11 protein-coding genes are annotated in these 12,593 nt (G+C 54.7%); 7 read left to right on the forward strand and 4 right to left on the reverse strand.

The window, feature by feature from the left end; translation table 11 throughout:
- Positions 1 to 1,015 precede the first annotated feature (1,015 nt).
- The 5 genes from RBR41_RS05540 (at position 1,016) to RBR41_RS05560 (ending at position 5,641) form a co-directional block, all read left to right on the forward strand.
- Positions 1,016 to 1,780, forward strand: coding sequence for an IclR family transcriptional regulator (locus RBR41_RS05540; RefSeq protein WP_320351591.1), 765 nt, complete (start codon positions 1,016 to 1,018; stop codon positions 1,778 to 1,780).
- A gap of 284 nt (positions 1,781 to 2,064) precedes the next feature.
- Positions 2,065 to 2,982, forward strand: a complete 918-nt coding sequence (locus tag RBR41_RS05545; RefSeq protein ID WP_320351592.1) for an MBL fold metallo-hydrolase — start codon at positions 2,065 to 2,067, stop codon at positions 2,980 to 2,982.
- A gap of 94 nt (positions 2,983 to 3,076) precedes the next feature.
- On the forward strand, positions 3,077 to 4,402 hold the full coding sequence (locus tag RBR41_RS05550; protein ID WP_320351593.1) for an MFS transporter: 1,326 nt from the start codon (positions 3,077 to 3,079) through the stop codon (positions 4,400 to 4,402).
- A gap of 143 nt (positions 4,403 to 4,545) precedes the next feature.
- Positions 4,546 to 5,166, forward strand: coding sequence for a DJ-1/PfpI family protein (locus tag RBR41_RS05555; RefSeq protein ID WP_320351594.1), 621 nt, complete (start codon positions 4,546 to 4,548; stop codon positions 5,164 to 5,166).
- Between the two features lie 100 nt (positions 5,167 to 5,266).
- Positions 5,267 to 5,641, forward strand: coding sequence for a RidA family protein (locus RBR41_RS05560; RefSeq protein WP_320351595.1), 375 nt, complete (start codon positions 5,267 to 5,269; stop codon positions 5,639 to 5,641).
- 136 nt (positions 5,642 to 5,777) lie between these two features.
- Here the strand turns inward: RBR41_RS05560 and RBR41_RS05565 are convergent, their stop codons facing one another.
- Entirely contained in the window at positions 5,778 to 7,184 is a 1,407-nt protein-coding gene (locus RBR41_RS05565; protein ID WP_320351596.1) for a glutamate decarboxylase, read from the reverse strand.
- Positions 7,185 to 7,257: 73 nt separating this feature from the next.
- Complete coding sequence (locus tag RBR41_RS05570) at positions 7,258 to 7,425, reverse strand: hypothetical protein (RefSeq protein ID WP_320351597.1); 168 nt, start codon at positions 7,423 to 7,425, stop codon at positions 7,258 to 7,260.
- A 571-nt stretch (positions 7,426 to 7,996) separates the two neighbouring features.
- On the opposite strand from RBR41_RS05570, the gene gadC reads away from it, so the two are divergent.
- Both gadC and glsA read left to right on the forward strand, forming a co-directional pair.
- On the forward strand, positions 7,997 to 9,466 hold the full coding sequence (gene gadC, locus RBR41_RS05575; RefSeq protein ID WP_320351598.1) for a putative glutamine/gamma-aminobutyrate antiporter GadC: 1,470 nt from the start codon (positions 7,997 to 7,999) through the stop codon (positions 9,464 to 9,466).
- A 65-nt stretch (positions 9,467 to 9,531) separates the two neighbouring features.
- The gene (gene glsA / locus RBR41_RS05580; RefSeq protein ID WP_320351599.1) at positions 9,532 to 10,464 is read left to right on the forward strand and encodes a glutaminase A; all 933 of its coding nucleotides are present in this window, start codon (positions 9,532 to 9,534) and stop codon (positions 10,462 to 10,464) included.
- Positions 10,465 to 10,656: 192 nt separating this feature from the next.
- On the opposite strand, the gene RBR41_RS05585 is transcribed toward glsA, so the two are convergent.
- Positions 10,657 to 11,604: a stomatin-like protein gene (locus RBR41_RS05585; RefSeq protein WP_320351600.1), complete on the reverse strand. Its 948-nt coding sequence runs from the start codon at positions 11,602 to 11,604 to the stop codon at positions 10,657 to 10,659.
- A gap of 429 nt (positions 11,605 to 12,033) precedes the next feature.
- Positions 12,034 to 12,510: an NfeD family protein gene (locus RBR41_RS05590; RefSeq protein WP_320351601.1), complete on the reverse strand. Its 477-nt coding sequence runs from the start codon at positions 12,508 to 12,510 to the stop codon at positions 12,034 to 12,036.
- Between the last annotated feature and the right edge of the window lie 83 nt (positions 12,511 to 12,593).

Here is a 12,593-nt window from a genome sequence, read left to right on the forward strand (position 1 = left end):
GTGGTGGGCGGGAATTCATCGTATTTGGCGTTTCAAGACAAGAAAGAAGGGCTTGTCCTTTGGGAGGCGGCATGTGTGCCCTGCGGGCACGAGGGCTTTTCCATTGCTTTTGTTTGGGCCGCCTGCGCGGCGGGCGGCAGAAGGGGGCCTGTTAGGGGCAGCCGCCCCTCCGAGGCCCCCTCTGCACTCCCCCCGGATCACCCCGCAGGGCTTGTCGTGCAATTCCACTCCCACGGGCTAGCCGTTAAGGGCTTTCCCGCTCCCGACATTTCGCGAGGGCTGCGCGGCTTCTGCTGCGGGAGCTTCCTCGCTGCGCTCGGCGATCTCCCTCCGCGCCGCGCAATGCCATCGCCGGGTGGGTTTTGTGGGCAATCGTTACGTGAAATTGGTCTGGCAATGGTGATGGTAAATGGCGGGCGTGCTCAATATTTTGAAATTATGTCGTCGTAATGCTGGCTTGTCTGGATACTTTAGTTTGGGCCGCCTGCGCGGCGGGCGGCAGATGGGGGCCTGTAGAGCAATTTCATATTGAAATTGCTCTGACGACTGCGTGAGCAGGCGTTCGCCGCAAAGGCGTAAGCGCGGTTTACCCGCGCGGTTAAACGCCGAAGCGGGCGTGCCAGTTGCTCTGTACTGGATGCTGCGCCCCTCCGAGGCCCCCTCTGCACTCCCCCGGACGACCCCGCTGGGCTTGTCGCATATCTCCACTCCCACGGGCTAGCGTTCAAAGGCTTTCCCGCTCCCGACATTTCGCGAGGGCTGCGCGGCTTCTGCTGCGGGAGCTTCCTCGCTGCGCTCGGCGATCTCCCTCCGCGCCGCGCAATGCCATCGCCGGGTGGGTTTTGTGGGCAATGGCAACGTGAGGTTGGTCTGGTGACTGGATGGTAAATGGCGGGAGTGGAGCTCCGGCAGGAGTCGCCGAGGTTCCCAAGGTATGCCCTCAAAAACTTGTTCGCTATATGCAATTATGATATAAATAAAATGGACAAGCCAATCACCTAAATGGGAACGAAACATGACTTCAGAATCACAAGGCATACAATCGCTTGAGATTGCATTTTCAATCATTGACGGCTTTCTTTCCGCAGGCAAACCTCTGGGACTAAGCGCAGCGGCTGAAAAATTCAATATGCCGCGAAGCAAGCTACATAAATACCTGGTAAGTTTGGTACGGCTTGGAGTGCTCCGCCAGGGGCCGGATGACACGCGCTATGCTCTCGGCCCCAAGCTGCTTGAATGCGGATTTGGCATTTTGAGTGAAATTGATATTGTAAGTATTTGTGAGCCAGAGCTTCATTCTTTGCGTAATGAATGCGAAGAAGCGGCTGCCCTCGCAGTTTGGATGCCAAATGGCCCGATGATTGTCCGTTATCTGCGGAGTAAGCATCCAGTTGCAATGGATATGCACGTCGGGTTTTACGCTCCGCTTATGACCAGCGCCGCCGGAAAGTGCTTCGCTGCCCACCTCCCACTGCAAGCCTATAAACATCTTCTTCTGAAAGAAATTGATGATGGGGCTGATTACAATTTGTTCACAAGCGAATTAGAGAAGATCAAGGAATGCGGGTTTTCGACAAGAACTGAACTGCTTACATCAATCCCTGGCTCAAGGTCTATTGCGAGTCCTGTCTTTTACGGCACAGGCGCCATCGCTGGGGTGATTCTTTTAATTGGCTTTGAGACAAAGCCGCTAGAATTCCCGGAAGAAAAATACGTTTCTGACCTGCAGCAAGCCGCGCTGCGCGTCTCACAGCGGCTGGGATTTCACACAACGGAATAGATTTCGATAGTTACAGCATTTTGCGTTTGCTATTGATGCAGGTGATGCTGCACGGGCTTTGTTTCGTTAGAAGCTGGCATGGTGTGCAGATTTTTTTCAGGTAACATGCTCTAACTACATTAAAATGCAATACAATCCCCACCGAATTTTCGGTGGGGATTTTTTTTGGGTCACGGATATTTTTGCTAATGGTGAATTCATAACCTAAAAGAGGAATTTTCGTTGTAAGGCAGTTTCTTTTTATTATACCGTTTTCCTCAATGGCGTCAGGAGGGGGTTTCCTGATGGCAATTCCCGCCAGAAGGACGCCACAGGTGAGGAAAATTCCAAACAGAGAGGAAGTCATGGGAAGAAAAGATTCTGAAGGTAACACGGTCAAGTATTATGGCTGGTCATCATTGGTGATCACATCAAAAAAAGGGGGAGATTTAACTTTTGATCCCTTTTTTTCCGAGGATTATGGCACCCATTGGTCAGATTTGAGTGATTATAACAACGTTAGCGTTATCTGTGTAAGCCATGGGCATCATGAACACTATACCGATGCCTACAAAGTTGCTTCCAGAACTGGAGCCATGATTGTTGCACCGCCACGAGTGTGTCAGCACCTTCACTCGCATTTCGCCGTCCCCAATCAACAACTGACGCCTTTGAAGCCGGGTGAAACGGTCACTGTGAACGGCTACAGCATTACCGCATTCCCCTGGTATCACCGGAAAATCAACTACTTCAAGTTTTTTGCCGGCAGGTTTTTTACCGGTTGCCGCTTTGTTTTAACCAACCTTCTGCATACGCCCCTGGATACTCCTTTCAGCGGCTTCATGGTCGTGACCCCCGAAGGAACGCGTATTTTAAATCTTTCTGAGGGCATGAACGACAAGATGCCTTCATCTGAAGTTGCAGCCCTCAGGGAACGACACAAGCCTGACGTCGTTACCGGCGGCTATCAGCTCCAGTTTGAGAGGGAGGTTGCGCGCTGCTTTAAGGAAAGTGGAGCGCCCAAGGGGATACTGTATCATCCTCACGAAAAACTGTTCGGACTGATGAAATTGTACTCCACGCCTGTCGAAATCGTAAAACAGCGGATTGAAGAAGTTGCTCCTGCTATGCAACTCTTTGCTCCAGCCCCGCGTGAAGAAATATTTGTTCAAAAAGAAGTATCAGAAACGGAGGAGAATAAATCTGACGCCGAAGTTGCTTAACATTATCCCCGCGCATCTCGCCGAAAAAATGCCCTCCAGCCAGAGTTTTTTTCAAGTGAGGGAACCACGCAACGGATTGAGAAATGGAGATTTTATGAATGATACTTCTCTTGCTTCGTCGGACGCCTCAGTAGTAGATGCACAAAAAGAATTTTCACCTTCCGAATTCAAAACAGTTGTAACAGCCAGTTCAATTGGAACGATGGTCGAATGGTACGATTTTACCATTTACGGCACGGCAAGCGCGCTGGTTTTCAATAAGATTTTCTTCCCCGCCATTGACCCATTTCTGGGCACCATTGCCGCCTTTGGCTCCGCTGCGGTCGGTCTGTTTGCCCGGCCATTCGGCGGTGCCATTTTCGGGCATTTTGGAGATAAGCTCGGTCGTAAGAATATGCTCATGGCAACGATGATGATCATGGGCCTGGGAACGTTTTGTATCGGGCTTCTGCCCGATTACAATACCATTGGCGTATGGGCGCCTATTTTGCTCGTGATCCTTCGCATCTTGCAGGGTATCGGAATCGGTGGAGAATGGGGCGGAGCCGCGCTTATGGTTATCGAAAGCGCGCCTCAGAAAAGGCGTGGATTTTTCGGCTCCTTTGTCCAGTTCGGGTACCCACTGGGCTTATTGCTGTCCACAATAATCTTTTCACTCGTTTCTCTGCTGCCCGAAGAGCAATTTTTGAAATGGGGGTGGAGAATTCCCTTCCTGCTCAGCGTTGCTCTGGTCTCCCTCGGCATGTTTATCCGGTCCAGAGTTCGCGAATCTCCTGTCTTTGCCAAAGCCAAAGCGCAAAAAAAATTGGTGAAACAGCCGGTGATTGAGGTTTTCAAACGGCACCCCAAAGAGTTTTTCAGCGCTATTGGGCTAAAAGCTTCTGAAGTTTCATGGATTTACGTCTTGACAATTTTCATAGTGTCCTATGTCTCGAACACTCTCGGCCTTCCTAAAAGCGTTGCCCTTAACGGCGTTCTTCTGGGAGCGTGTCTGGAGATGTTTACCCTGCCGTTTTTTGGCTGGCTTTCTGACATAATCGGACGGCGTATTCTGTATATCACTGGGGCGGTTGCAAGCATTATTTGTGCGTATCCCCTGTTCATCCTTGTGGGCAGTGGAGACAGCTTTACCATCATGCTTGCCATTGCCCTGTTCATGAACATCTGCCATGCGCCCATGTATGGGCCTCAGGCCGCGTATTTTCCGGAACTCTTTGGAACAAGCGTCCGCATGTCCGGGGCATCATTCGGCGTGCAGGTTGCTGCCGCTGTGTTTGGCGGTTTATCCCCCATTATCTGTGCGGTTTTGCTGAAAGTTCTGGAAGGCTCCGATGGTATTTCGGTTTATCTGATCACTTTGGCGGTAGTTACGCTTATCAGCGCCATCTTTACCCGAGAAACCAGGAGCGAAAATTTGTAAAGGAGCGTTTGAGGCCCCTCCATGCGTCGGAAAAACTGTTTGGAGCATGTTACCTTTGAAAAAGTGTGAAAGCTCTAACTCTGGCGCATGGAGACGTAAACAGTCTGTTTACTCGTAAGCAGGCACAGCCTGGCGGAGGTAAAATGAAATTCGGAATACTCCTTTTTGACGGAGTTGAACCCATTGACCTTGCTGCCCTTGGCGCGCTTTCCATTGCCAAGCGTTTCGAGCCAAGCATTGAAACGTGTGTGATAGCAACAGGCGAACACAACAAGGTAACACTAGCCTGCAATGTAAAAATTGAAGCTGAATTTACGATAAAAAATGCTCCTGAGTGCGATGTCTACCTGATTGCAGGCGGCCCGACGTGGAAGGAAGAAATACACCGTGAGCAAACTCTCGATTTTATACGGTGCAAAAGTCTTTCCGCAATCTTGGGCGCAGCTTGTATGGGAGTGACGCTTCTTGCCGCCGCCGGTGTCCTCGACAACAAGAAAGCCACTCTGCGAAACCAGACTTCTGGATCTGAAGAAAATCCCATCGAATATGTAAAAAGGCAGTGGCCAGCCATTGATCCTGTGGTTGCCCATATAGTCGATCAAGGGCGGATTGTTACCGGGGGAGGAGGCGTTTTGAACCTTGATGTTGCGCTTTACCTGCTGGAACGATTGTACTCCAAGGAACTGGCTCGAAATACAGGCAGAATTTTGGAATACAATGAAGCTTACATGGCTAATGCCAATCGGTTGGGCATCATCACGTAACAGCGAATTCCAGACATGAGTATGGTTTTCAGTGTACGGACGTGGAGAGCTGCTTTGTCGGCGGCTTTTTGATAACGGAAAATATGAGAAGGGAAACACAATGCATACCAGAATACTCAGCAATAAAGCGCCTGCGGCACTTGGCCCTTATTCACAGGGTATCCGCACAACCAACCGGCTTTATATTTCAGGACAGCTCGGCGTTGATACCGCAACCGGCACAATGCCGGAAGAATTTGCGGAACAGGCAGCCCTGGTGATGAAGAATATAGGCTTTATCCTGGACGAGGCCGGATTTGAATTTAACGATATCGTAAAAACGACAATCTTTCTTTCGAGCATGAACGATTTTAACGTCATTAATGAAATATACGGGGCATATTTTACCGAGCATAAACCGGCGCGTTCATGCTTCGAAGTCGGGCGGCTGCCGAAAGACGCAAAGGTCGAAATCGAGGTTATTGCTGAAAAGTAACGCTCACAAGGCATTTCACCGTGGCATGGCCCTGGCTGCGGTTCGTGAGCATAAATGGATTTGAACGCAAAGACGGGGAGGCGCTTTGGCACAATGCTCAAAGCGTCTCCCCGTTGTCAGGAGCAGTTGTTCTTGGTTATTTTTTGGCGCAGCGGCCAGCGTGGCTGTTGCTGCCGGCTTCGGTTTCAGTAAGGGGGTTGCTCACGGGGTGGGCGACAAAGTGGGCCATGGCCCGTTTGATGTCGTCAATGAGCAGGTTGCCCATGTCGCGGCTGAAGCCGTGGCGGACGAGCACGCGCATGACCACGAGGTCTTCGCGGTGGGCGGGCATGGAGTAGGCGGGAACCTGCCAGCCGCGCGAGCGCAGGCGGTCGGAGAGGTCGTACAGGGTGTAGTTGACCTTGGCCTTGGGTTTGAAGGCCCAGCACAGGGCGGGGATGCCGCCGCGCCCGTTGTACAGAACCTCAAAGGGGCCAAGCTTGCCTATGGCTTCGCCGAGGTAGCGCGCCGTGTCGTAGCAGTTTTGGTGAATGCGACGGTATCCTTCCTTGCCGAGGCGCAGCAGGTTGTAATACTGGGCGATGATCTGCCCGCCGGGGCGTGAGAAGTTGAGGGCAAATGTGGGCATGTTGCCGCCAAGATAGTTCACATTGAAAATCAGGTCTTCGGGCAGGTCGGTTTTTTCGCGCCACACAACCCAGCCCACGCCCAGGGGCGCAAGGCCGAACTTGTGGCCGGAAGCATTGATGGACTTGACCCTGGGCAGGCGGAAATCCCAGCGCAGGGCGGGATCGATGAAGGGCGCGAGAAAGCCGCCGCTGGCTCCGTCAACGTGGATGGGGATGTTCCATCCCTTGCTCTTCTGCAATTTGTCCAGTGCTTTGCTTACTTGCTCCACAGGTTCGTACTGTCCGGTAAAAGTCACGCCCAGGGTGGGCACAACGCCGATGGTGTTCTCGTCGCAGCGTTTGACGGCTTCTTCGGCGTTCATGATGAGGCGGTTTTTTTCCATGGGGATTTCGCGCAGTTCCACATCCCAGTAGCGGGCGAATTTTTCCCAGCAAACCTGCACGGGGCCGCATACCATGTTGGGTTTGTCATGGGGCTTGCCAGCGGCCTTGCGCATATTGACCCAGCGCCGCTTCATGGAAAGCCCGCCAAGCATGGCGGCTTCGCTGGAGCCGGTGGTGGAGCAGCCAAGGGTCCCCTTTGGGGTGGGGGAGTTCCACAGGGCGGCCAGCATATGCACGCAGCGGGTTTCTATCTCGGCTGTCTGGGGATACTCATCCTTGTCGATCATGTTCTTGTCAACGCATTCGGCCATGATCTGATTGATCTCGGGGTCTACCCAGGTCTGGCAGAATGTGGCCAGATTCTGGCGCGAGTTCCCGTCCAGCATAAGTTCGTCGTGGATGGCCTGATATACGTCCCGGGGGCGACTTTCATTTTTGGGCATCTCGTAGCGCGGCATGGCATTGGCCATATCTGACGCGGCGTAGGTGTCGTCAAGCACGGTATTACGCAGGGTACTCTTTGCAGTCATGCTCTATCTCCATTGTTGCCATTGGGTTAAACGCTGTTTTCTGCTCTTGCCCTGATCTTCCATCGAGGCTTTTTCAAAAGCCTGAATAAGAAGCGGCATGGCCAGAAATGTGTATAGTCCACCTGCAGCCAGGCCCCACATACAGGGCCTGGTTGCCGATGGTCAGGTTGTGCAGTGGAAAAAATCCCACGATAAAGGCAAAAGCCACGCCCAAAAAGCCCAGGCCGCCGATAAAGAACATGCCTGTGAATCCGCCGGGCCCACGGTCATGAGGGCCATGGTCGAAATGGCTACGGGTTTTCGCTGGGCAGGCATGCATCCTTCCGGAAGGAGGTCGGCGTGGACAGGCTGGAAGGCTGCCTGCAGGTATTGCGCAGGCTATTAAAAGGAATAATTCCAATTAATCAAAGCTAAACATATTCTCATATCTTTGACAATATATTTACTTGTCTATTATATGGGCCGAGTATCAGGCGCATGCTGCACGAGACTTTTTGCGGCATGCGCCGTATTATTTTGCGCTGTTACAGAATTTTTTTGCTTGGTGCTGTGATATTGTCTGAAAGAATCCCTTGTGAGGCTGCGTTTCTGTAGTGGTATTGGGGCATATAAAACGTAAAACCTATTGACCGAATAAAGGTTATTACCTACCGTCTCATAGCTGGGAGTCATTATTAATTGCCTGTCAGTAACCAGCCGTCTACAGCTTCTGATTTCAGCCTGTTTTTCTTCGTTTGAATAAAATCCGCATACAAGCATAGTCGAGGAGTGCCACTATGGGAGAAGCAAAAGGGCAATCGTCCGGATCCCAAATGTCTATTGCCACAATTGTGGTAATGAATATCACCGCAGTCGTGAGTCTGCGTTTTCTTCCTTCTGAAGCGGAATACGGCCTGGGGGCAATTTTTTACTTTGCTCTTGCGGCCGTTGTTTTTCTTGTGCCCATGTCTCTTGTGGCCGCCGAGCTTGCCACGACCTATCCCGAAAAGGGCGGCGTGTTCCGTTGGGTGAGCGAAGCCTATGGCCCACGCTGGGGTTTTCTGGCCATGTCCATGCTGTGGATTGAAGTCATACCCTATTTCCCCACGGTGTTGACCTTTGGGGCCGTTTCCATAGCATTTATGGATCCCCACATAAGTATGGCCGAAACCATTGCCGCCAATAAATGGTACATCACGGGCTTTGTGCTTGTTGTATACTGGCTTTCGGTGCTCATCGCCCTGCGCGGGGTCGGCATCTTTGCGCGGGTTTCCAAATGGTGCGGCATTGTGGGCACCATTATTCCTGCGGGGGTCGTGGTCATACTGGGTTTTGCCTACCTGTTCTTCAGCGGCAAGCCGCCCCTGATCGAACTGAGCTGGGGCGCGCTTTTGCCCGACTTTACCAACTTCGGCAACGTCGTGTTGGCCGCCAGCATCTTTCTTGCCTATGCGGGCATGGAAATGAACGCCGTACACGTCAAGGATATGGACAATCCCACCAAAAAATACCCCATTGCCATCACCATAGCCTCGCTCGGCACAGTGGCCATTTTCCTTCTGAGCACGCTGGGCATCGCCTTTATTGTGCCCAAGCAGGACATCAACCTTACCCAGAGCCTGCTGTTGGCCTATGATCTGCTGTTCAGGTGGATAGACGCTGACTGGCTGGGTTCCGTGCTGGCCGTCATGCTGGCCTTTGGCGTGCTGGGCGGCGTGGTCACCTGGATAGCTGGCCCCAACACGGGTATGCTGGCGGTGGCCAAGGCCGGATACCTGCCGCGCTGGTTCCAGAAGACCAACAGGTTCGGCATGGGCAGCCGTTTGATGATCGTTCAGGCGGTTATCGTGAGCATCCTGTCCATCACCTTTGTGATCATGCCCTCGGTGCAGGCGGCGTTTCAGATTTTGTCGCAACTCACCGTCATTTTGTATCTTGTCATGTACATGCTCATGTTTGCTAGCGGCATACGCCTGCGGCAGACGCAGCCAGCCCGGCCCCGGCCCTATCGCGTGCCCGCCATGTATTTGTGGGCCGCATTGGGCTTTTTGGGTTCCCTGCTGGCCTTTGCCCTCAGTTTTGTGCCCCCGGTGCAGATATCCATAGGTAGCCCGGAGAGTTACGTCATGTATCTTGTGGTGCTGGTGGTCATTTTTGTCGCCATCCCCCTGATAATCTTCGCCATGCGCAAGCCGGAATGGCGTGACCCGGACTCGGACTTCGAGCCGTTCACCTGGGAGAAAGAAAAGGCCCAGAGCCAGCCAGGGGCGCAAAAGCCCGCTGCCACTGATCCCCAGTCGTAACGGCGCGGTGACGCCGTGCCGGTGCAGGGCGGCCTGGAGTGCCGCCCTGCGCAAAGGAAATGCCCATGCCTGACATTGAAAAAATCCAGTCCGTGGTGGACAGCGCCCATGCGCAGTACAGCAAGGCTCCGGGCGGAGCCAATGCCGACTATATTCCCTTTCTGGCCAATATCCCCAGTGATCTTGCAGCGGTGGCCGTTGTAACGGCGCAGGGGCAATGGGCTTCGGCGGGCGACGCGCAGTACCGCTTTGCCATAGAGTCCATTTCAAAGGTCTGCACCCTTGCCCTTGCTCTGGAGGATATGGGAAGGCAGACGGTACAGGAAAAAATAGGCGTCAGTCCCACGGGGCTGCCCTTCAATTCGGTCATGGCTCTTGAACTGCATGGCGACAAGCCCCTGTCGCCTCTGGTCAACGCCGGGGCCATGGCATCGGCCAGCCTTGTGAAGGCCGCTTCCAGGGAGGAGCGCTGGCAGCGCATCCTGGACATGCAGCGCAGGCTCGGTGCAAAGGACATCGCCATGTCCGACGAGCTTAACCGCTCGGAGCAGACCACCAATTTCCATAACCGTGGCATTGCCTGGCTTTTGTACGCGGCAGGCTATATGTACTGCGACCCCATGGAAGCCTGCGACGTGTATACGCGCCAATGCTCGACCCTGCTGACAACAGTGGAACTGGCCACCATTGGCGCGACCATTGCCGCCAGGGGGCGCAACCCCCTTACCGGGGAACAGGTGCTCAAGCCGGAAAACTGCGCCTGCATCATGGCGGAAATGACCATGGAAGGCATGTACGACAGTTCGGGCGCATGGGCCTACACCGTGGGCCTGCCCGGCAAGAGCGGCGTGGGTGGCGGCATTGTGACCATTGTGCCGGGCATTATGGGCATAGCGGCTTTTTCGCCGCCGCTGGACCCTGTGGGCAACAGCGTGCGCGGGCAGAAAATGGCCGCCTTTGTGGCCCGCGAGCTTGGCTATAACCTGTATAAGGCGTAACTGCCCCGGCAGACAAAGATATTCACATGAAAACGGGCCGCCTTGTGAAAGTACAGGGCGGCCCGAATTTATGGCAGTTTGTAGCCAAGATACTCAAAGCGGCCCTTTTCATGCGGGAATGTACACCAATGTGCTCCACCGCATGAAAAGGGCCGCTTGGCAATAATGAAAAAACGTGGCTGGCAGCAGGCTCTAGACGTGGGTGCCGCTCTTGCCAAGGCCTTCGCCGGGCTTGATGATCTTGCTCACGGCGGCCACCATGCCCGCCGCATCGGCGATGTCCGAGGGGATGATGAGGCTGTTGCCCTGCTTGGCAAGCTGGCCGAACTGGGTGATGTAGGATTCGGCAAGGCGCAGTTGGGCAGCGGCCACGGCATCGTTGCCAAGCTGTTCGCCCACAATGCGCAGGCCTTCGGCCGTGGCCATGGCCACGGTGCGGATCTGCGCGGCTTCGCCGTCGGCCTTGTTGATCACGGCCTGCTTGTCGCCCTCGGATTGGGCAATGGCAGCGGCCTTGGCCCCTTCCGCCAGATTGATGCGAGACTGCATTTCGCCTTCGGACTGGGCAATGACGGCGCGCTTTTCGCGCTCTGCGCGCATCTGCTTTTCCATGGCTTCCATAACGGTGATGGGGGGCGTGATGTCGCGGATTTCATAGCGCAGCACCTTGACGCCCCAGGGTGCTGTGGCGGCGTCAAGGGCCTCCACCACTTCCTGGTTGATGCGCGTGCGTTCTTCAAAGGTGCGGTCGAGCTCAAGCGTGCCTATGACGGAACGCAGGGATGTCTGCGCCAGCTGAATCGCGCCCCATTCGTAATCCGAAATGCCGTAGGCGGATTTGTCGGGCGTGATGATCTGGAGGTAGAGCACGCCGTCGATGTCCACGCTCACGTTGTCGCGGGTGATGCAGGTCTGCTTGGGCACGTCCAGCACCTGCTCCTTGAGGCTGCGCTTGTAGGCGATAACATCCACAAAGGGCACAAGAATATGAAAACCCGCGTACAAAACCTTGCTGAACTTGCCGAGCCGCTCCACCACGAAGGCGGACTGGTTGGGCACGACAACCGCTGTTTTGACAAGGACGATGATAACCAATACGGCCAGGAGAAAAAGCCATCCGAAGCTGTTCATGAATTCCATAAGTACCTCATTCGTAAAGTGTAGAGCAATGTTACGCGGCAACTGCTCTTGGCGGCTGCGGGAACGGACGCTCGCGAAAAGGCGTATGCGCGGGGTGTGCGCGCTGTTACACGCCGAAGCGGGGTGCCCCCGGCCTGTGAGAATAGTACTGCCAACGGAAATTCGCTGTGTCTGGCAGCACGGAGTTGGCGCGGGCAAGCATTCTGGGGCCGACACGGTGCGCTGTGTTGTGGCGCGGTGCCCTGCGTAGCCATGCGGCGCTTGCGCGCATTTTACAAAAGATGTGGCGCGGTTTGCGGCCGCAGGGCCTGGCTGGCGTGGCGGCCCGGTTGCCTGGGTTGTTGTGGCTGTTGTGGTTGTTGTGGCTGTCGTGGTGGTGTTGCGGCATGCCCGTCACCACGGCATGCCCGTCAACTTAAAAGAAGCGGTTCAGGATACGGTCACGGGCTGCACGCGCAGCACAAGCGCATTGCCAGGATCAGCCCCCAGCACCAGCACCGGACTGCCTGCCGCAATGTGTTCGGGAGCCGTGGCGCGCCAGAAGCTGCCGTCAATGCTGACCTCGCCCACCTGGCCGGGGTGCAGTGCTTTGCTGACCACGCCCTGCCGGCCTGTCAGGAGGTGTGGCGCGCACTGTTCCTCGTTCTGCCCGTCGCAGTTGGCGGACGGGTTACGGCTGGAGCGCCCGCCAAAAACAGCCCGGAGGCGGCGGCGCAAAAACAGCAGGGTAAGAAGGGAAATGCAGATAAAGACAACAATCTGCCATGCGAGGTCCATGCCCAGCAGCGCGGCCAGGGCGGAAGCCCAGGCCCCCACGCCAAAAAAGAGCAGCACCATGGCCGGGGTCATGAGTTCGGCCACAAAAAAAGCCACACCCACGATAAACCAGAGAAGAGGCGCGTTCATGATATATTCCGTGCGGTCAGCCGTGTGCGCCGGGGCGGCCTGCCGCTAATTGAAGGGGGCGGAGGCGCTGCGCCTCCGTGCCC

Origin of the sequence: Desulfovibrio sp., from assembly GCF_034006445.1 — a bacterium.
Lineage (GTDB): Bacteria > Desulfobacterota > Desulfovibrionia > Desulfovibrionales > Desulfovibrionaceae > Desulfovibrio.

Excerpts from the sequence above, each read along its gene's own strand:
- RBR41_RS05540 (WP_320351591.1), top strand. The coding sequence starts at position 1,016 with ATGACTTCAGAATCACAAGGCATACAATCGCTTGAGATTGCATTTTCA.
- RBR41_RS05545 (WP_320351592.1), top strand. The coding sequence starts at position 2,065 with ATGGCAATTCCCGCCAGAAGGACGCCACAGGTGAGGAAAATTCCAAAC.
- RBR41_RS05550 (WP_320351593.1), top strand. The coding sequence starts at position 3,077 with ATGAATGATACTTCTCTTGCTTCGTCGGACGCCTCAGTAGTAGATGCA.
- RBR41_RS05555 (WP_320351594.1), top strand. The coding sequence starts at position 4,546 with ATGAAATTCGGAATACTCCTTTTTGACGGAGTTGAACCCATTGACCTT.
- RBR41_RS05560 (WP_320351595.1), top strand. The coding sequence starts at position 5,267 with ATGCATACCAGAATACTCAGCAATAAAGCGCCTGCGGCACTTGGCCCT.
- RBR41_RS05565 (WP_320351596.1), bottom strand. The coding sequence starts at position 7,184 with ATGACTGCAAAGAGTACCCTGCGTAATACCGTGCTTGACGACACCTAC.
- RBR41_RS05570 (WP_320351597.1), bottom strand. The coding sequence starts at position 7,425 with ATGTTCTTTATCGGCGGCCTGGGCTTTTTGGGCGTGGCTTTTGCCTTT.
- gadC (WP_320351598.1), top strand. The coding sequence starts at position 7,997 with ATGTCTATTGCCACAATTGTGGTAATGAATATCACCGCAGTCGTGAGT.
- glsA (WP_320351599.1), top strand. The coding sequence starts at position 9,532 with ATGCCTGACATTGAAAAAATCCAGTCCGTGGTGGACAGCGCCCATGCG.
- RBR41_RS05585 (WP_320351600.1), bottom strand. The coding sequence starts at position 11,604 with ATGGAATTCATGAACAGCTTCGGATGGCTTTTTCTCCTGGCCGTATTG.
- RBR41_RS05590 (WP_320351601.1), bottom strand. The coding sequence starts at position 12,510 with ATGAACGCGCCTCTTCTCTGGTTTATCGTGGGTGTGGCTTTTTTTGTG.